Origin of the sequence: Halobaculum roseum, assembly GCF_019880245.1 — an archaeon.
Classification (GTDB): Archaea; Halobacteriota; Halobacteria; order Halobacteriales; family Haloferacaceae; genus Halobaculum; species Halobaculum roseum.
Map to the genome: position 1 here is coordinate 902613 of NZ_CP082286.1, position 18891 is coordinate 921503.

Annotated in this window: 15 protein-coding genes; 5 read left to right on the plus strand and 10 right to left on the minus strand. The window is 69.5% G+C overall.

From position 1 onward, the window contains the following. Positions 1 to 102: 102 nt before the first annotated feature. The 3 genes from K6T36_RS04535 (at position 103) to K6T36_RS04545 (ending at position 3223) form a co-directional block, all read left to right on the plus strand. Positions 103 to 1587, plus strand: a complete 1485-nt coding sequence (locus K6T36_RS04535; RefSeq protein WP_222922792.1) for a DUF58 domain-containing protein — start codon at positions 103 to 105, stop codon at positions 1585 to 1587. A 104-nt stretch (positions 1588 to 1691) separates the two neighbouring features. After that, positions 1692 to 2189: a DUF8163 family membrane protein gene (locus K6T36_RS04540; RefSeq protein WP_222922793.1), complete on the plus strand. Its 498-nt coding sequence runs from the start codon at positions 1692 to 1694 to the stop codon at positions 2187 to 2189. Further along, positions 2186 to 3223 (plus strand): DUF7982 domain-containing protein, encoded by a 1038-nt coding sequence (locus K6T36_RS04545; RefSeq protein ID WP_222922794.1) that lies wholly within the window; start codon positions 2186 to 2188, stop codon positions 3221 to 3223. The genes K6T36_RS04540 and K6T36_RS04545 overlap by 4 nt, the downstream gene beginning before the upstream one ends. A 72-nt stretch (positions 3224 to 3295) precedes the next feature. Here K6T36_RS04545 and K6T36_RS04550 read toward each other — a convergent pair whose 3' ends face one another. The 7 genes from K6T36_RS04550 to K6T36_RS04580 all read right to left on the minus strand — a co-directional run bounded on the left by K6T36_RS04550 (position 3296) and on the right by K6T36_RS04580 (position 13804). Further along, positions 3296 to 4279 carry an AAA family ATPase gene (locus tag K6T36_RS04550; protein ID WP_222922795.1) on the minus strand — a complete coding sequence of 328 codons (984 nt, stop codon included), beginning with the start codon at positions 4277 to 4279 and terminating at the stop codon, positions 3296 to 3298. Beyond that, positions 4272 to 5441: a DUF4350 domain-containing protein gene (locus K6T36_RS04555; protein WP_222922796.1), complete on the minus strand. Its 1170-nt coding sequence runs from the start codon at positions 5439 to 5441 to the stop codon at positions 4272 to 4274. Before K6T36_RS04555 ends, K6T36_RS04550 begins: the two co-directional genes overlap by 8 nt. Position 5442: 1 nt before the next feature. Beyond that, on the minus strand, positions 5443 to 5718 hold the full coding sequence (locus tag K6T36_RS04560; RefSeq protein ID WP_222922797.1) for a DUF8044 family membrane protein: 276 nt from the start codon (positions 5716 to 5718) through the stop codon (positions 5443 to 5445). Positions 5719 to 5784: 66 nt separating this feature from the next. After that, complete coding sequence (locus K6T36_RS04565; RefSeq protein ID WP_222922798.1) at positions 5785 to 6609, minus strand: rhomboid family protein; 825 nt, start codon at positions 6607 to 6609, stop codon at positions 5785 to 5787. 145 nt (positions 6610 to 6754) lie between these two features. After that, the gene (locus K6T36_RS04570) at positions 6755 to 9865 is read right to left on the minus strand and encodes a CARDB domain-containing protein (RefSeq protein WP_222922799.1); all 3111 of its coding nucleotides are present in this window, start codon (positions 9863 to 9865) and stop codon (positions 6755 to 6757) included. A gap of 147 nt (positions 9866 to 10012) precedes the next feature. Further along, complete coding sequence (locus K6T36_RS04575) at positions 10013 to 13099, minus strand: ABC transporter permease (RefSeq protein WP_222922800.1); 3087 nt, start codon at positions 13097 to 13099, stop codon at positions 10013 to 10015. A 45-nt stretch (positions 13100 to 13144) separates the two neighbouring features. Continuing rightward, positions 13145 to 13804 carry an ABC transporter ATP-binding protein gene (locus tag K6T36_RS04580; RefSeq protein WP_222922801.1) on the minus strand — a complete coding sequence of 220 codons (660 nt, stop codon included), beginning with the start codon at positions 13802 to 13804 and terminating at the stop codon, positions 13145 to 13147. Positions 13805 to 14017: 213 nt separating this feature from the next. On the opposite strand from K6T36_RS04580, the gene K6T36_RS04585 reads away from it, so the two are divergent. Next, entirely contained in the window at positions 14018 to 15190 is a 1173-nt protein-coding gene (locus K6T36_RS04585; protein ID WP_222922802.1) for a hypothetical protein, read from the plus strand. A gap of 76 nt (positions 15191 to 15266) precedes the next feature. Here the strand turns inward: K6T36_RS04585 and K6T36_RS04590 are convergent, their stop codons facing one another. After that, positions 15267 to 16505 carry an HAD family hydrolase gene (locus tag K6T36_RS04590; RefSeq protein ID WP_222922803.1) on the minus strand — a complete coding sequence of 413 codons (1239 nt, stop codon included), beginning with the start codon at positions 16503 to 16505 and terminating at the stop codon, positions 15267 to 15269. 151 nt (positions 16506 to 16656) lie between these two features. Between K6T36_RS04590 and K6T36_RS19045 the strand changes: the two genes are divergently transcribed. Then, positions 16657 to 16782 (plus strand): hypothetical protein, encoded by a 126-nt coding sequence (locus K6T36_RS19045; RefSeq protein WP_264084012.1) that lies wholly within the window; start codon positions 16657 to 16659, stop codon positions 16780 to 16782. Between the two features lie 8 nt (positions 16783 to 16790). Here the strand turns inward: K6T36_RS19045 and K6T36_RS04595 are convergent, their stop codons facing one another. Together K6T36_RS04595 and K6T36_RS04600 are read right to left on the minus strand one after the other, a co-directional pair. Then, a complete protein-coding gene (locus K6T36_RS04595; protein ID WP_222922804.1) occupies positions 16791 to 17678 on the minus strand; it encodes a hypothetical protein in 888 nt (295 codons plus the stop codon). A 286-nt stretch (positions 17679 to 17964) separates the two neighbouring features. Beyond that, complete coding sequence (locus K6T36_RS04600; protein ID WP_222922805.1) at positions 17965 to 18876, minus strand: DUF8054 domain-containing protein; 912 nt, start codon at positions 18874 to 18876, stop codon at positions 17965 to 17967. Positions 18877 to 18891: the final 15 nt, after the last annotated feature.

The window sequence follows — 18891 nt, forward strand, 5'->3', positions numbered from 1 at the left end:
CAGTTATGTGTACCCATTCGGCGGGTCGCGATCGCCGCACACGCCGACGGCGTCCCGTTCGGAAGGGAACACTCATGTGTCGACCGACATGACGAACCGGGTATGCACGCCCGGCGGCGGACGTGGGGAACGGCGATCGCGGGGGTGGCGATCGTCGCCTTGGGCGCGTTCGCCGACCGACCGCTGCTCGTGGTCGCCGGAGTCCCGCTCGCCGCGTGGCTCATCGGCCGGCAGGCGAGTGCGGTTCGCGCGTTCCGCGACGTCGACGATCGACTGACGCTGTCGGTGTCAACGGCGCGCGCGGCGGTGGCCGTCGACGAGCCCGTTCGGGTCACCGCTTCGGCACGGTTCGAGGGAACCGATCCCGCGCCGGCCCCGGTTTCCGTCACCGTCCCGTTGCCCGTGGGAGCGACGGGTGCGAGCCGGGCCGAACGGACCCTCGAGATCCCGGCGGGCGAGCGCGAGGCGGCGACCGCGTTCTCGTGTTCGTTCCGGACCGCCGGACGGTTCGACTTCCCGCCGGCGACGGTGACGGTCCGATCGCCCGACGACCTGTTCGACGAGACCCTCACGCGAGCGTCGACGCCGACCGTCCGCGCCGACCCCCGGACCCCGTCGGACCTCCACGTCGGCGCCGGCGGGGAGTCGCTGTCGTACGGCGACCATCCCGGCGGCCGAAGCGGCGGCGGGATCACCCCGGAGGAGCTGAGAGAGTACCAGCCGGGCGACGCCGCCGATCGCATCGACTGGAAGGCGACCGCGCGTCACGGACAGATCTACGTCCGCGAGTTCGAGCCCGAGTCCGACCGTCGGACCGTGCTGATCCTCGATCACCGTGCCCGAACCGATCTCGGGCCCGAGGGGGCGACGCTGTTCGCGTACCTCCGCGAGGTCGCCCTCGGCTTCGTCGACGGGGCGGAGGCGCTGTCGGACCCCGTGGGCTGTCGGACCGTCGGGGACGACGGGATCACCGGCCGCTTCGACGCGACGAGCGCGAGCGCCGGCTACGACAGAATCCGTGCACACCTCCGCGAACTGACGCCGACGGAGGGGACCCGAACGGTCGAGAACGACGGGGGACCGCCCGTCGCCGACGGGGTCGGCGGCGACTCCGTCGCCGGGACCGGACACGCGCAGGTTCGTCCCGCCGCGGCGGCCGCACGCGCGGTCCGGCTGACCGACGACGCGCCGTTCGCCGAGCGGGTTCGACCGTTCCTCGAGGCCCGCGACTCGTACGTCCGCCGGCTCCGGGGCGACGCGCTGTTCGGCGCCGTCGAGCGCGCCCGCGCGGACATCGGGAGCACGGCGTTGTCGGTGATCGTGACCGACGACGCCCACCGCGACGGGCTGCTCGAGGCCGTGCGCCTCGCGACCCGCGGCGGCGCCCACGCGCTCGTGTTCGTCGCGCCGCGGGTCCTCTTCGACGCCGACGACCCGGCGGACCCGGAGACGGCCTACGAGCGGTACCTCGAGTTCGAACGGTTCAGACGGACCCTCGACGGGATCACGCGCGTCACCGCCTTCGAGGTCGGTCCCGGCGACCGGCTCGACCGACTGCTCGCGGTCGGGCGTCGCCGGCGGGAGTGAGCCGCGCTCGACGCGCTGGTGAGAGAAACCGAGCGGACACCGACAGCGGCGTCGAAGTAGTTCGAAAGCAGTCACTTCATTAGCCAGCCGTCGATAGCCCCGGTATGGTAGATTCGGAGGCGACGCCCGACCGTTCGCTGGTGCTCCCGGCACTCGCGGCGGCGACGCTGGCGGGGGCGTTCGGCCTGATCGCGGGGCCGATCGCCGCTCCGGCGGGTCTGGCCGTCGCCGCCGTCGCGGCGTCGGTCGGCCCCGGCGCCGCGATCCTCGCCGCACACGTGGCGGCGGTCGTCGTGTTCGGCGCCGGCGGCGTGGGGACAGGGATCGACCCGATCACCCTCCTCGCGTTCGAGACCGCGCTCGCGCCGCTGATCGCCATGCCGATCGCGGGCCGTGCGAGTCTCACTGACGCCGCGGTCGCGTGGCTCGTCGCCGTCGGCCTCGCCGCTGTCGTCGTGATCGCCGCGAGCAGCACCGACGGGCTGTGGCCCGTCGCAGCGACGTTGCTCGCGGCGGCCGCGCTGGGGAGCTACGGGCTCCACCGCTTCGAACTCGTCACGCTGGGGCTCGTCGCCGACGCCGAGCCGGGTGGTGACCGATGAGCGGCGACGCGGACGGGACCGTACCGGAGGAGAACGGGGTGTCCGCCGGAGCACCCGGCGACGAACGTGGCGGCGAGCAGGACGACGACCGCGACGGGCGGACGCTGCGCGCCCGCGTGGATCTGCTCGAAGCGGAGAACCGGCGGCTTCGTCGCGCGTACGAACGCCAGCGTCGGACCGAACACCGGCGTGCCGCGGCCGCGCTCGTCGGCGTCGGCGCGGCGGCCCTCGCCGGGGCGGCGGCGTTTCCGTCGGTCAGGGAGGTGCTGATCGTCGTCGCCGCGATCGGCGTCTTCGGGGGCGTCCTCACCCGGTATCTGACCCCCGAACGGTTCGTCTCGGCGTCCGTCGGCGAGCGCGTGTACGAGGCGCTGGCGGGCAACGAGGCGTCCCTGGCGGCGGAACTCGGCCTCCGCTCCGATCGCGTGTACGTCCCGGTGGGCGGGCCCGACACCGCCCGCCTGTTCGTCCCGGAGCGAGGCGACTACGATCTCCCGGACGCGGAGACGCTCTCGGGGAACACCCTCGTCGTCACCGGGTCGGACGCCGAGCGAGGGCTGTCGCTGACGCCGACCGGCGCGCCGCTGTACCGCGAGTTCGAGCGGTCGGCGATGGGCGAGCCTGCGTCGGTCCCCGGCCGTCTCGGCGACGAACTCGCCGAGGGGATCGTCGAGGCGTTCGAGCTCGCCTCGTCGGTGACGGCGGCCGTCGACCCCGAGGAGGGGCGCGCCTCCTTCGAGGTGGTCGGGGGCGCGCTCGGGGACGGAAGCGACTTCGACGACCCCGTCGCGTCGACGCTCGCGGTCGGCCTCGCCGTCGGGCTCGGGGTTCCGGTGTCGGTCGAGGTCGCCCCGGGCGAGGGGAGCTACACGGTCACCTGCCGCTGGGATGTGGACGCCGTCGGCGGCGACGAGGGGAGCGATGAGGGCACACCCGAGAATGGCGGAAGCAGTGAGAGCGCGAGCGATGGCGATGTGACCGACGAAGACGTAGGGGACGCCGGTCCCGCCGCTCCGGGGTCGGAACGAAATTAGTGGACACGGGCCCGCGTCACGGAACTCGGAGCCGGGGTCACGACGGTGACGAGCTGGGCCGTCGGGCGCCGCCTACTCGGTCGCTTGGGCGCTCGGCGCCGTCCCCGTGGGCGGCTCGACCGCGCCGAGGATCCGGTCGACCACGTCCTCGACGGACTCCCCGCCGATCTCGGCCTCCGTCGACAACAACAGTCGGTGGACCAGGATCGGCTCGGCGAGCGCCTTCACGTCGTCTGGGATCACGTAGTCGCGGCCGTGGATCGCCGCCCGCGCCTTCCCGCCGTTGAGGAACGCGAGCGTCGCCCGCGGCGAGGCGCCGTACTCGACGTCCGCGTCCTCGCGGGTCCGCGCGACGATGTCGAGTATGTACTCGCGAACGCCCTCGGAGACGTGGACCTCCGTGACCGCCTCCCGGGCGGCAGCCAGGTCGTCGTCGTCGACGACGCGCTCCACCCGGTCGGGCCCCAGGTCGGGGTCCTCGTCGAACCGGTCGAGCAGCTCCCGCTCGTCGTCGCGGTCGGGGAGGTCGACGCGGAGCTTGAACTGGAAGCGGTCCCGCTGGGCCTCCGGAAGCTCGAACACGCCCTCCATTTCGATCGGGTTCTGCGTCGCGATGACGATGAACGGGTCCGGCAGCGAGAGCGTCTGTCCCTCGATCGTGACGCTGCGCTCCTGCATCGCCTCCAGCAGCGCCGACTGGGTCTTGGGCGTCGCGCGGTTGATCTCGTCGGCGACGACGAGGTTGGCGAACACGGGACCCTTGTTCAGCTCGAAGGTGCCGGTGTTCTCTCGGTAGACGTGTGACCCCGTGATGTCGGCCGGGAGCAGATCCGGCGTCATCTGGAGTCGGGTGAACTCCAGCCCGGTCGACCGCGCGACGAGGTTGGCGATCGTCGTCTTCGCGACGCCGGGAACCCCTTCGAGCAGCACGTGTCCCCGCGTCAGCAACGAGATCGTGATCCCCTCGAGCACCTCCTCGTTGCCGATAAGCACGCGACCGGCCTCCTCGCGGATCGCCTCGTACACCGCGGCCGGGGCGTCGGCGGCATCACTCATCCTCGGAATCCTCGGTGTCGCGTGGTAAAACCGCTGTCATTACGCGACGGATCTTGGCGGCGTCCCAATCAGGGTGTCGCGTCGCGAGCGACGCCGCGTACGTCCCCTCGTCGACGGGGGCCTCGTGGTCGGCGGCCGGCCCCGATCCCGGTCCGCTCCGGCTCCGGTCGTCCCCTCGACGCCCGACCCACGGGAGCCGAGCCAACGAACGTCCGGCCCACGAGCGTCCGGTCCACGGCCGCCGGGTCCAGAGACCGACGCCCGCGAGCAGTCCGGCGCCGACGAGCGCCGTCGCGAGCGACGACTTTCGCAGCGCGAGCGCGAGGGCGGCAAGCGGCGGCTGGCCCGCCGTGTGCGAGTAGTCGAGCAGGACGCGGTCGTGTGCGCCGAACACCGCCGCCGCGAACCGTCGATTGTTCGGTCGCTCCAGCATCGCGTTGATGAACGCGCTCGGGTCGGAGACGACGACCACCCGTCCGTCGCCGACGGGCTCGACCGCCGCGACGGGGCGCGCACGCAGTCGCTCGTCGTCGTCGAGTTCGGCGTCGCCGTCGCCGTCGAGATACGAGAACCGCGAGGAGTTCGCGAGCACCGTCGCGTTCGTCCCCGCGACGGTCGAGGCGTTCGCCGACGACGCGGGCACGACCGTCGTGCCGTGGTTGAGCGTCAGTCGGTCGACGCCGGCCGTCAGCGGGTGGTCGGTGACGGTCGGCGCGACCGGCAGCGCGGGCGACCGGTAGTACTCGCGCTCGTCCCGGAGCGTCCGGCCGTCGACCCGGAGCGACGACCCCGTTCCGGCCAGCAGCGCGTTCCCGTGGTCGCCGAAGTCCTCGGCGACGACCAGCGTGCCGCCGCGCTCGACGAACCGCCGCAGGCGGTCGCGCTCGGCCGCGGTGTAGGGGCGGTCCGGCGAGAGGACGACCGCGACGGTGCCGTCGGGGTCGACGGCATCGTACTCCGAGGCGTTCGTGAGCACCGTTACCTCGGCGCCGGCGTTCTCGCCCACCGCTCGGAGCTGGGAGGCGCCGTCCCACGCGGGGTTGTACGACCCGAACGCGGCCGCGGAGGTCCCCCCGGCGAACGCCACGGCGACGACGAGGACGGCGACGAGGCCAGCCAAAAGCGCGCGGGGGTAGTTCAGCTCGATCGGACCGAGACGCACGTCAGATCACCCCCGGCGGCAGGATCGCGAGGATCCGACGGATCACCACGTACCCGAACACTGCGAGGCCGAGCGCGATGATCCACACGAGTCGCCGACGCCAGTCGGGGGTGACGGCGAACGGAGCCGTCAGCTCGGTGACGACGAGGAACCCGATCAACGACACGACGAACGCGAGTTCGAGGCTGAGCGACCCAAGCAGGACGAGCACGAGTGTGGCCCCCAGCATCCACGCCATCTGTGCGCGGACGAACCGTGCGCGCCGGCGTGTCGTCATCTGTACAGGAACCGTCCGCCCCGGCGCTTACTAACGTGTCGGTGCGGCCGAACCGACGGCGGCCGATCAGGCCGTCGGGACCGGCGTCTCGACCCCGTCGATCGGCGGGAGAAGGTAGCCCGCGATCGCCGTGAGACTGAACCCGAGGAAGTGCGCGTAGAAGTTCACCACCGATCCGTCGCCGCCGGCCGAGGGCGGGAACGCGAGCAGCGGGAACGCGAGGACGAGCGCCCCGCCCAACACGCCCAGCTCCGCGTACCCCGGTCGCAACACCCAGTCGTGCCACAGCGACTCGGTGCGTCGGAGGCTCGTGTACAGCCGACCGCCGTACGCGGCGGTGACGACCCCCGCGGTCACCGCCACGACCCACGTGCCGGGCGCGCGCCACACCAGCACGAGCCCGATGAGCGAGAGGTCGGCGAAGTACGGCAGCGAGTCCCACCCCCGCGCCAGGTCGACGCGCAGCGCCCGGCGCACGTACCCCGACAGCGTGAGCGAGAGCACGCCGAAGAACCCGGCGAGGACCCCGGAGAAACCGAACCCAACGCGCGGGCGGACCAACGCGACGTTGAGCCCCGACAGCGCGAACGGGACCCCGACCAGCGTCGCGACGAACAGCACCCGGAACTGCGGGAGCGACCGTTGAATTCTCGCGAGTTGATACGCCACCCCCACGACCAGCAGGTACGCGATCAGGTTCGCGATCAGGTGTTCGCCCCCGAGGTGAACGAAGTGGGCGGTGAAAGCGGTCACGACGGTCGGGTCCGTGTACGTAAGCGCGAACGACCGTTTCACCGGCTCGGGAAGCGGATACACCGCCAGCATCGCCACCGCCGGAAGCGCCAACAGCGCGATGTCCGCCCGTGTTTCGGCGGCGCCGCTTCCGTCCATACCGGCGGAACGCCGATGCTACTGAAAAGGGACACCATCAGTTTATCAAAATTGAATCCCGGAATGTATAGTACTGAGGACGGGGAGCGGACCGTCCCGACAGAACCATGGGTGAAAAGCGATCGGCCCGACCGCGAGGAGTGAACTACTCCTCGTCGTCGAGCGGGTCGGACCCGGATCCGGTCCGCGCGCGGTACACGGCGAACCCGGCGATGACGACGAACAGCGCGAGCAGCCCCAGGGAGAGCCACAGCGGGACGCCGGCCGGCTCGTCGACAGGCGTGCCCGGCGTCGGGCCGTCGCCGGACGGCGGGGTCGCGGTGTCCTGCTGAGCGTCCTCGACCGTCACCGAGGCGACGGGCTCGTCGTTGACCGCCACGTCGTACGTGCCCGGCTCGTCGAAGCCGACGGTGAACTCGACCGACTCCGTTTCGCCGGCGCCGACGGTCACCTCGCGTGCGTCGATCACCTGCCCGTCCACCGAGAGGTTCGCGGTGAACGTCCCGCTGGCGTTCCCGTCGTTGCTGATCGTCGCGGTGACCGTGGTCTCCTCACCGACGGTCAGTTCTCGCGACTCGATGCCGGTCTCGTCGATGGCGAACCGCGGTCGCTCCTGTGCGCCCCCACTCCGCACGCCGATCGCGTACGCGGAGAAGCCCGGCGAGCGTGCGCGGTAGCTTCCGTTGCCGAGCGCCTCGGTCGGAAGGGTGTTCCAACGCTCCTCCGTCTCGTTGTAGCGAAGCAGGGTGACCTGGTCCGCCGAGACACCCTCGGGGAGGTCGGAGTCGGCGACGCTGAACGTGTAGTTCACCCCGTCGAACTCGGGGGTCGCCTCCCCGTCGGGCGTCGCGGTGAAGTAGCTGATCGCGCTCGCCCCGTCGGTCGTCTCGTTCACGGGCGGCACGTCGGTCGGCGGATCGGCCTGCGGGGGCGTGACGTTCACCCGGAACGAGGTGGTGTTCTCCCCGACCCGCATATCGAGCCCGGTCAGTCCGGTCCCGTTCGAGGCGGTCCTGTTCCCGAGCTCGACGCCGACCACGTCGCCCTCGCGGACCCGGTCGACGCTGACTGTCGCCCCGGTGTCAGTGTCGGTCACGTCGGACGCCGGCACGTCGTCGGGCGGCCCCTCACCCTCACCCGGGTCGGGATCCGGATCGGGGTCCGGGTCAGGGTCGGGATCCGGCGACGGACGACGCCGGACCGTGAGTTGCTTCGCGTCCAAGTTGTCCACGGCGATGGAGCGTGTTCCCGCGGAGTTGAACCGACGGGTGAACGTGACCGTCTTCGTATCGTCGGCGTCGACGCGGACCTCCTTCGTGTCGACGACCTCACCGTCAACCGACAGCTCGAGGGTCTCGTTCTCGTCGAGGTCGCCGGGGTTCCTCACTCGCGCCGTGATCGTCACTGACTGCCCGACGAATATCGAACTGCGGGAGAGGCTGAAGCTCTCGGTGAACGCCTCGTCATCGACCTCGAGCGTTTTCGGGTCCAGGTTATCGATCCCGAGCTCGTAGGTGCCCTCGTCACTGAAGGAGGTCGTGAACTCCACCGTCGCCTCCGCTCCGCCGGGGATGTCCTCGATCTCTTTGGTCTCCTCAACCGTTCCGTCTACCTTGAACTCGACCGTCTCGTCCTCGATGAGTCCGGGGTTGGAGACGGTCGCCGTCACAGTCACCGGGTCGTCGGTCCCGACCTTGTCGCTCGATAGCTCGAACTTGGTGACCTTCGCTTCCTCGTCGACCTTTAGCGTCTTCGACGGGAGGTTATCGACCGATACCTCGTAGAAGCCGAACTCGTCGCGCGAGAGGGAGAACTCGGCGTAGGCGTATTCGTCACTGGGGATATCTTCGATTTCCTCCGTGTCAACGACCTTCCCGTCCACCTTCAGCTCGACCGTCTCGTCCTCGACATCGTCGGGGTTGAAGACGGTCGCGTTGACGGTGATCTCCTCGCCAGGCTCGGCCTTGTCCTTCGAGAGCTCGAAGCCTGTGACGTACGCCTCGGTTTCCTCTTCGATCTTGACCGTTCCGCTCCGTGCGATCGTTTCCGACCCGTCCGTAGGTGTGGCGACGTAGAGGTAGGTGTAGTCCCCGCCGCGCCAGTCCGACTTCGTCCCGACGTCGACCGTCGTCTCCGGTCCGGCCTCCACACTCGTCACGGAGGCGTTGATCACGGAGTCACCGGTCGTCACGGTGACGTTCCCGCTTTCGTTCTCCAGCGCCGCAATAAGCTCCTTGGTCGTGTTCATGCTGAGGTTGGCGAGCGGAACGTCGACGGTCGAGACGTCCGGTTCGATACGTGTAACCCCGTTCGTTGACCCGATACTCGTCGAAACCTCGCTGACGGAGTCGTTCTCGACGACGGCCTCGACGGTCTGACCGCCGAAGGTGTCCTCATCGATGACGAGGACGGTGTGCCGGACGGTCTCGCCCGCGTAGGTGGCCGAGGTGTTCGTCTTCACGCTCACGTTCTCCCCCGCCGGCCGACCGTACGCGTGGACGCTCGCCCCGTCGTTCGCCTTCCGAACCGGGAAGAGGTCGAAGCCGACCACCGTCACGGGGCTGTCCACCGAGAGTTGACCGACCGAACTGCTCGGCCCGGTGACGCCCGCGCCGCCGTCGTCGTCCACCGCCACGGCGACGAGGGCGTACTGACCGGACTCCTTGGGCGTGAACGTGACCGTGTCCGCCCCGGTCCGCTCGTCGACGATACGCCCGCTCACGTCCGAGTCGTCCTCCAACAGCGAGGAGACGTCGTCGACCGAGTCGACGTCAGGGGCCTCGTTGTCACCGAGACGGACGGCTACGTACTGAACTGTCTGTCCGTCGAGTACTCCCGCTTTCCCGACGTGCCCCGGTTTCAGGGTCGTCTCGATCTCTTTTCCGGCCTCGAAGAAGCTGAGCCGGTCTTTCGGGTGCTCGACCGTGTCGTCATCACGCGTGACCCGAACCGTGGGGACGTCGAGAGACGTATCGACGTCCTCGCCGTTTGCGTAAACGTTCTCGTTCGTGTCGAGCGTGAGCGGCGACCGTTGCCAGACTGAGACGTTGTCCGATCCCGCCGTCACCCCGTCGGAGGAGGCGTTGATGTCTGTCGGTCCGATACCACTCCGGAGTTCGGTTGTCGAGACCCCTGTCGTCCCCCCGTCAGCTGCGGTCGACAGACCGATCGACACCGGTGCGACGACGGGCGAGAGCGCGAGCGTCGCAACGACGCACAGGACCGCGATTCGTCTGAGTCCTGTCCAAAAAGGCATTTGACAACTAATACGAGTAGTCGCTCTTAAAAATACTGGAGTAACTGACAGTATCACGCAAGAGAACTAGTACGAATGTTGTTGTAATTCGGTCAGCACGTATCGGACTCCGGAACAGAGAGCAGCCGTGGTCCGACGCGATCCCGATCACGTTTCGCGTTCGATCAGCCGCGATGGCGCCGCCGCGAGGAACGGAACCGCGGCGATGCAGACGCTGAGTGCCGCCAGCAGGACGCTCCCGACAACAGCGACGGCGATGACGGGACTGGCAAGGGGGAGATCTATCCGGAAGCCGAACGCGACGAGCAGGTCTAGCTCGGAGATGACCAACGCCACTGCAGCAGCGAGTACCACCGCGAGCAGTGCGGCGGGAACGGCGACGAGGACGGCATCGCGGACGAGCACCGACAACAACTGTCCTCGGGTCGCTCCGGTCGACCGATAGACGCCGACCGTCTGCCGACGCGAGTGGACTGCTCGGGCGAACGTCGCGACGGTTCCGCTGATCGTGCTCGCCCCCGCGAGGGCAACCATCCCTCCGAAGAGCACCTGGATGTTCCCGAACACGCGGGTGATGACGGTTCCGAGGCCGGTTCCGCTCGCGTAGGAACCCGCCTCCGACGGCAGCGACGCCGATCCCGTTGCGTCGTTCGTCCCTGTGACCGTGTACCTCGCTGTCGCGACGAGCTCGCCGTCAGCGAACAGTCGGAAGGTGTACGTTCCCGGATCGACGCGTCCCTCGAACCCGACGCGCTCGGGGTCGATCCGTATCCGGGAGACGTTTCCTGGATTGAGCGTGACGCTGCGCTGCTCGGCCCCGTTGGGCATGACCAGCGTCAGATTCCGTTCGAGCGTCCGTCCCCACGGGTTGGCGACGTAGACGCTCACGTTCGGCCGCGTCACCGGCGTTCCGGTGGTCGGTTCGATATCGACGCGGGCGCCGATCTCCTGTGCTGCGTCGGGGGTGACGGTGATCGTCGTGGTGGCGGCCGAGCGGTTCGGCGCCGACACGCGGACCCGATACTCGCCCGGTTCGTCCGGAAGCGGAACCGTCGCGATCCCGTCGTTCGAGACCGGGATCGTCATCTCGCCGAACCGCACCGTCGCCTCCGGGACGACGGTTCCGTTCGCGGTTCGCGCGGGGACGAGCAGCGTCTCCCCGGGCGGCGCGGAGTCGGGGAACTCCGGCGGGAGCGTGAGGGCAGTTTCGCTCGTCACCTGGACGGTCCGTTCGAACGGCCCGACGCTGACCGGGTACGCTCCGGTGCGGTTCCATCGTTCCGTGACCGTGATCGTCTCGGTCTCCCCCGGGGCGAGATCGACCGTACGCGTGCGAGTCCGGTTGCCCGTTCGGATCTCGAGGGTGCGCGAGCCACCCTCGGTGCCGACGTTCTGTACCTCGACCTCGACGGATACTGGCTCGCCAGCGGTAGCCGAATCCGGGGCGGTGACCCGCGTGACGATCATCTGCGGGCCGCTCGCGGTGGCTTCTTCCAGCGTATCGGCCGCGATCGCCTCCGTTCGGATCACGTGTACGGTGTCCTCGTCGCCTGTCGCGCCGGGTGCGATCGTCGCGCGCGGGACGATCAACTGGTCGTCCATCGCCCCAGGCGCAGCGAAGACGCCGACGACGGTTACGCGGTCGACGAGCGGGGAGACGCTCCCCCCGATAGTGATCGTGTCGCCACGCTCGACGTCGAGCGTGCGCGCGAGGTCGGCGCCGATCACGGCCTCGTTCGGGCGCAGGGGTTCGCGGCCCTCGGTCAATTCCGCACCGGTCACACGCGAGAAGGCGCTATAGTTCGCCCCGCGTAGGAGGTACGGTCGGCCGTACGACGCTTGCGCCGCGATGATTTCCGGGCTCGCCGCCACGCCCTGTGCCCGGAGACTGGACGCGTAGTCCGCATCCATTCGGCTGTTCAACGGATGGATCGCACCGGGTTCGGCGATCGTGCCGGTCGAGGTCGCCGTCAGCGGGGCCATCACTCCGACCAGCCCGCCCACTAACAGGACGATCAACACGAATACCGACAGCGTCGCCGCCGTCGGCAGAGCCGTCCGCCAGTCCAGTATCTCCGGTTCGGGGATCACCAGCCCCACTGCCCCCAACGGTGATCCATTTTCGGGGGCTGACGGTCCGACGGTATCGCCCCCAGCAGTGGATCCGAGATCCTCGCTTTCTCGATCGAGCCGGCGTCCACGGTTGCCGCGCACCCGCCCAGCGAGCATCGCCGGTGGGCCTCGAACTGCGTGGATCGCGGTTGCGACGCCGGCACTGGCGCCCGCAGCGACGAGCAGCCCCCCGAGGGCGACGATCTTCTGCACCTTCTCGACCGTCAGTCCCGTGGGCAGCGTAACGGGAAGCCCGATCGTCCGCGCACCGGCGACGAGCGCCGGCGGGGCAGCGACACCGAGAATGACCCCAGCGAGGACGCCGACGACCGCGATCGCTGTCGCACGGCCGGCGATGAGTCCGCCGACACGGAGCGGGTCGGCACCGGTCGACCGGAGCACCCGGATCGTCCGGCGTCGGTCGCGAACCGTCATCTGCGTGACGTTGTAGACGACGACCACGACCACGACCGCGCCGGCGACGCCAGCCAACGAGAGGATTCGGAGGACGTCCTGGATCCCGAGATAGAGGTACGGAAGCGCGGCGACGAGCGCGACCCCGGTTGCGTGTCCCCCCTTGGTGCCCCCGTCCGGATCGATGACGAACGTCCCCTCGTCGCCCAGTCGGTCGGCCACTGCCGGGTCATCCGCGTACCATCGCCCCGGGAAGACGGACTCGTTCTCGGCGGGACGCACCGTCCGGTCGAGCGTCTCGTCCGCTCCGACGATGCGCACGGTGTGACGGTACGAGACCGGGCCGACCCCCGCGTCGTCCGTCGTATGGGGGAGCCTGGCAGGCTTCCAGTCGACGGACGCCCCCTGGATGATCGCGGGAGCGTCCGGCGGGACGCCGACGAGTCGCGTCCGCGTCCCGTTCACTTCGACGCTCGCGACGGCGACGCCGATCCGATCGCCCGTCCGGTCCGCCTCCTCGAGGGTGGCGGTATCGTGATACGACGCGGTCGCCGTCGTCGAGAGATCCTCCTCGAGCGTCGCGGTGTAGGACCCGGCCGAGAGCAACAGTAACGCCGTCCCGATGAGGAAGGCGGTCGTCACGGCGACGACCGCGACGCTGAGCCAGTCGCGCCGCGACCACCGCCGGAGCAATCCCGCGTCACGCATCGCCGGCCACCGGGCGCTCGCCGCGTATCTCCCCAGCTATCACGGCTACACCGCCGTAAGCGAGCCGTCGGCCAGTTGGAGTCGGTCGTCGAACCGGGACGTCAGTCGACGGTCGTGACTGATGACGACGAGCGCGGTCGAGGCCTCCGATCGGATATCCAACAGGAGGTCGAGCACGCGGTCGGCAGTCTCCGGGTCGAGCTGCCCGGTCGGCTCGTCCGCGAGGACGACCGACGGTCTGTTCGCCAGCGCACGGGCGATCGCGACCCGCTGTTTCTCGCCGCCGCTGAGCGTCGCGGGGTACTGCCCGCGGAGATCCGTGATCCCAAGTGCCCCGAACAGCTCCCCCAGCCACTCCGCATCGCGTGTTCCGCGATGGTCCTGTGGGAGCGCCGCGTTCTCCCACGCGGAGAGGTCGGGGATGAGCTGGAAGTCCTGAAAGACGAATCCGATCGTGTCGCGTCGGATCCGCGCGCGTCGTCGTTCCCCCAGTCCGCTGGTCGACTCGCCGTTGACGTACAGCGTCCCCGAGGTCGGCGGTTCCAGCAGCCCGAGGACGTTGAACAGGGTCGTCTTTCCGGCGCCGCTCGGGCCCTGTATCAGCAGCCGCGCGTCGGCCGGGATCGTGATCGACACCGAGTCGAGGATCCGATCGCCACCGCGGTCGATCGTCAGATCGGCACCGCGGAGCACCGCATCGGTCATTACCCGCTCCTGTTCAGCCGAACACCGTAACAATACCGCTCCCGAGACCGCGCTCGAGCCAGGGACCACTCATGAGCAGGAACTCGCCGAGCCAACCGAGTCTCACAGCCCGGACCAGTCCCGCAACCGATGCCATTTTTGCCACCTGTTGGATAGACTGTGTGTGGTTGCTACCGTCACGCCCGAGCACGAATCCGCACGAGGAGGCGATCGATGACCTCCGGCAACGCGTCTCGGCGCGCCCTGGTGCTCGTCTCCGTCGCCGCGGTGATCGTCGCCGGCGCGTCAGTCGCGATCGCCGGGACGAACCCGGCGTATTCGATCGCGATCAGCGACGACGACATCGTCGATCTGATCGACGTGCCGGCGACGACGTACACGGCGGAGGGTGAAACCGTGGAGGTGACGCAGTTCGCCCGCACAGGACAGGAGGGTATCCTGAGGTACGCTGTCGAGGCGCCGTCAGGTGAGTCCTACACGGTCAAGATCGTCGACAGCGAAGGAACGCTCGTAGAGACGACGGCCGGAACAGGCGACGACACGTTCGAAACGTATCCAGAAAACTACCAGGTGGGAACGTACGTCATCGCCGTCACGAACGAATCCGGGGACCAACGGGAGGTCAATGCGGCCGAACCGTTCGTGGTCCGCGGCTACACGGTGACTCAGGATGCGGAGTCGACGGTCGAACCGGACGGGACCCTCAGAGTGGACGTCACGATCGCCCCGGAGGGTTCGCCGCCGGAGTTCACGTCGGTCACGGTGACCGTCGGCGACGACTCCACGAGGGTGGTGCAGAACGCGACGCGGATCAACGAGACGGCGTACTACGCCGAGTTCGATGCGTACCAGTTCGATGAGGGCGAGTACACCGTCGTCAGCGGTGTGCGCGGCGAGGTGGGGTTCGACGGGACGGCACGCGAATACTACGGCGTCAGCGACACCTCGACGGTCGAGGTCACGAGCGATGCAGGAACCGCGACGGCGACCGCGACGGAAGACGGAAGCGGCGGCTCCACCGGCGGCGGTTCGTCGGCAGGATCGACGACGGCCACGGAGACCGCCACGCCGACGACCGCAACGGGAACGACGACGGCAGGGACCCCGGCCGCGAACGAGACCGAGGACCCGAACGGCACCGTGACCCCGACCGACACCGCGACCGCCGACGGCTCGACCGCAACGACGACCCCCGGACCGACGACGGGACCGACTACAACGGCAGCCAACGCGGACGACACGTCGACGACGGAACAGACCGGCGACAAGAGTAGCGAAAGAGGCGACGACGGGACGACCGAGACGACCGGAGCGCTGTTCCACCCGCTCGGATTCCTGCTCGTGTTCGGTATCTCCCTGGCCGCGCTACGGTACCACTCGCCGTAGCTGCGGCGTCCATTCCCATCTCACTCCTGTCGGTCACGGCGACAGCGGACGCACGCGGACACGAGTTGTACCCTACTTATTCGCCGTTCAGATCCGCCAGACAGCGCCACGCGTACATCGTCCGGAGCACGTCCGAGGCGGCGCCGGGCGCGAACACGAGGTCGTCGGTCGAGCGCACGTGCTCCAGCACGTTCTGCGAGGAGTGTTCCGGCGCGGCCGCGACGCCCGAGTCGAATTCTTCGGCCCACTCCATCACCCGGAGGTCGGACTTCGAGTCGCCCATGACGCAGACGAACGGGTCGTCGACGCCGAGCACGTCCAGCGACGCCTCGACGCCGGCGGCCTTGTGCAGCTCGGCGGCGGCGAGTTCGGCGGCGTCCGCGCGGTAGAGCGCGATCTCGAGGCGCTCGAACAGCGTCGCCGCGGTGTCCGGCACGTCGCCGTCGGCGGCGGCGCCCGCCCGGTCGATCGCGCCGGCGATCTCCGGGTCGGCCGCGGCGTAGTACGCCCGCGCGGCGGCGGCGCCGTCGTCGATGTCGAGCCGCTCGCCCGCGGCCCCGCCGACCAGGTCGAGCAGGTGGACCATCGCCTCGTCGATGACGGCCTCGGCGTCGTCGCTGCCGGTCTCGTAGTTGGGCTTGAGGGTGACGTTGAACTCGTTGCCCTGGAGGTGACAGCCCCGCCGGACGCGTTCGGGCGCCTCGCGGAGCACGCCGTCGCGCACGTCGTCGACGACGCCGCGCACGTCCTTCGCGAGGTCGTCGTACAGGAGGCGCTTGGTGTCGGCGCCGCTGCCGGGAGTGAACACGCCCGCGCCCGCCTCGTAGACGACGGACACGTCGCCCGAGTGGACCAGTTCGTTGCCCAACCCCTGTATCAGGAATCCCTTCACGTTCTCCAGGGTCTGGCCCGTGCAGATCACCAGCGGGGTGCCGCGCTCGGCGAACTCGGTGAGCAGGTGGAGCGTCTCGCGGGGGATCTCGTTGTCCGTGTCGCCCGCCGAACGCAGCGTCTCGTCCACGTCGAGCACGAGCGCGTTGGGTGCGCGGCCGTACTTCCCGTGGAGGTCGAGCGCGGTGAACGCCGACTCGCGGTCGGCCATCGCGGCGACCTCGGCGAGGGCGTCACCCTCGTCGCCGAAGGCGCGCTCGATGCGCTCGCGGCGGTCGGCGAGGTCGGCGTTCGCCTCGTCCCAGTTGTCGAGCGCGACCCGGGAGTCGAGCGGGGGAAACAGGTCGACGAACTCGCGATACGCCCGCAGCGTCTCCGTGTCGAACTCCGCGTACAGCTCGTAGAGACGGTCGTAGAGGGTCATGGGCGGCCTACGGGAGGGCCACTCAAAAGACTCACTCGGATCGCAAGTACTGATGTGCCCGGGACTCGGTCGTCGGTGCCGGGGACTCGGTTCCGACGGAACGTCCCGGTCCCGCCGGGGAGTCTATGGTCCACCGGCCCCTCGGTCCGGTATGACCGATCGGGCACAGCGGAAGGAGACCGGCGGACTGTTGTTCGTTCTCGCGGGCGTTGCGGGGTTCGTCTTCCTCCTAACGATCGTCGTCATCTGGGCGCTCGCGTACGGGCCGCTGTCGTAGCGCGCCAGCTACTCGGAACCGGAGTCCGACCCGGAGTCGGAACCGGACTCGGTCTCGTCGCCCCCGTAGCTTCGTCCCTCCCGCGCGTCGGCCTTCATCCGGCGCAGCGCCGCCACGGCCTGGCTCGCGTCGTATCCGAAGAACACGTCCTCGCCGTACTCGGCGGCGACCTCCGCGGCGTGGTTCAGGTCGTCGATGTCGACGTTCACGGCGTACAGCTCGACGGAGAACGTCACGTCCAGATCCGCCAGCCGGCTCTCGAACCCCTTGGCGATCGTCTCCAGCCAGTAGGTCGTCCCGTAGTTCGTGTCGTACAGCGGGACGACGAACTCGTCGACGTGGGGGGAAAGCGCCTCCAGATCGAGTCCCGCGCGGTCGTACAGGTGGCCCGGATACGGGTCCGGATACAGCGTGAGGTAGGTCTTCCCGGGGATCCGCTCGGTCGCCTCGGCGACGAAGTCGGTGATCACCTCCCCGCGCCAGTCGGCCCACTCGTCGTGGTCGCTCTCGGCGAACAGTCGCTCACACCTGTCACAGCGACAGTACCCCTCACGCGGGAACCCGACGTCGTCGAGTCGCACGTCGCCGTTGACGGCCGCGCAGTCCTCGACGATCTCCAGCAGGCCGCGGCGGTACTCCTCGTGGGTGGGGCAGATGTACGCCCAGTCGAAGTACGTCCGGTCGCGCGTCGCCGGCCGGCCCTCGGCGTCGACCGGCACGAGGTCGGGGGTCGCCTCCGCGGCGGCGTTGTCCCCGAAGCACGACACCATGTTCACGGCCGTCTCCAGGGGCTCGGCCGAGCGGCCGGTCACGTCCTTCACCTCGTAGAAGGCCAGATCGAAGTCGGGCCACTCCGTCTCCTCGGCGTTGCGGGTGACGACGCCGTACTGGGTCATACGGGTGCTTGGCCGCTCGTGAGGGTACGTGTTTCGAAAGAAGGGATCGCGTGGGGGGCCGGGGCGCCGATTGACCGGCAGCCGCCGGCAGCGGCCGCCTGCGTGCTCAGTCTTCGGTCTCGACTTCGACCTCGACCGGCTCGCTGTCGGAACTGAAGAGGACGTACAGGAGCACGACGACACCGAACAACACGACGAGTTTGGACTTTCCGGACATATGCGTCACTTCAGGCGGCGGGCACTAATCGTTTCCGCCCTGGGCCGCGTCCGTCGGCGGGATCGATCGTCAGGCGTCGTGGGCGTCGCCGTCGTCGGCCGGGTTGCCGTCGACCCCCTCGTCGCCGTCGCCGCTGCCGGCGCCATCGTCGCTGTCGGTCCCGTCGTCGGCGAAGACGTGTACCTCAGCCCCGCAGTCGACGCACGCGAGCACGTCCCGGGTGGGCGTGTCCTCGATCCCCATCGTCCCGCCGCAGCAGCCGTCGGCGACGGTACGCTCCTCGAGGTCGCCCCCGCAGGCGGGACACTCGGGCGTGAACAGCCGCAGCGGCGTCGTCGCCGGCGCGCGAAGCGACTCGGGCACGTCGAGGCGTTCCATCGCGCGCACGGCGGCCACGTCGCCGGTGGCGTTCGTCGGCCGAAGCCAGACGACGCCCTCGTCGCCCTCGACGGAGACGCCGTCGTACTTGCGCTCGCCCTCGCCCTCGAAGGGGACGACCTCGGCGGTCGCCTCGACGAGGTCGTCGGGGCTCGCCTCACGCAGCGTCTCCAACTCCTCGCGCCAGGCGGCCTCGAACGCCTCGGTCAGGTACAGCGCGTCGTCGTCGCCGTCGCCCTCCTCGATCACGCCGTGGCGGAACATCGCGCCGAGCAGCTCCCCCGGATCTGTGTCGGCGACGAGGTCGTCGGACTCGCGACGGCGCTCGGGGTCGCCGCCGTCGGGGGCGACGTGGCGAAAGCGGTCTTCGAGGCCCAGCGACCGGACGAAGTCGGGGGCGAATTCGGGCGTTCCGGGGACGACGTAGCCGCGCAGGTACACGAGCGCCGCGCCGACCGCGAGCACGGGGACGGCGAGCGACCGCCGCCGGATCCCGGCGAGTGCGGCCGCGGCGACGACGACGGCGACGTTGACCGCGGTGCACGGGCCACACCGGTTCTCGCCGGTGTACTCCGGTCGGCGGAGCGTATCGATCGGATTCATGGACCACAGTGACGG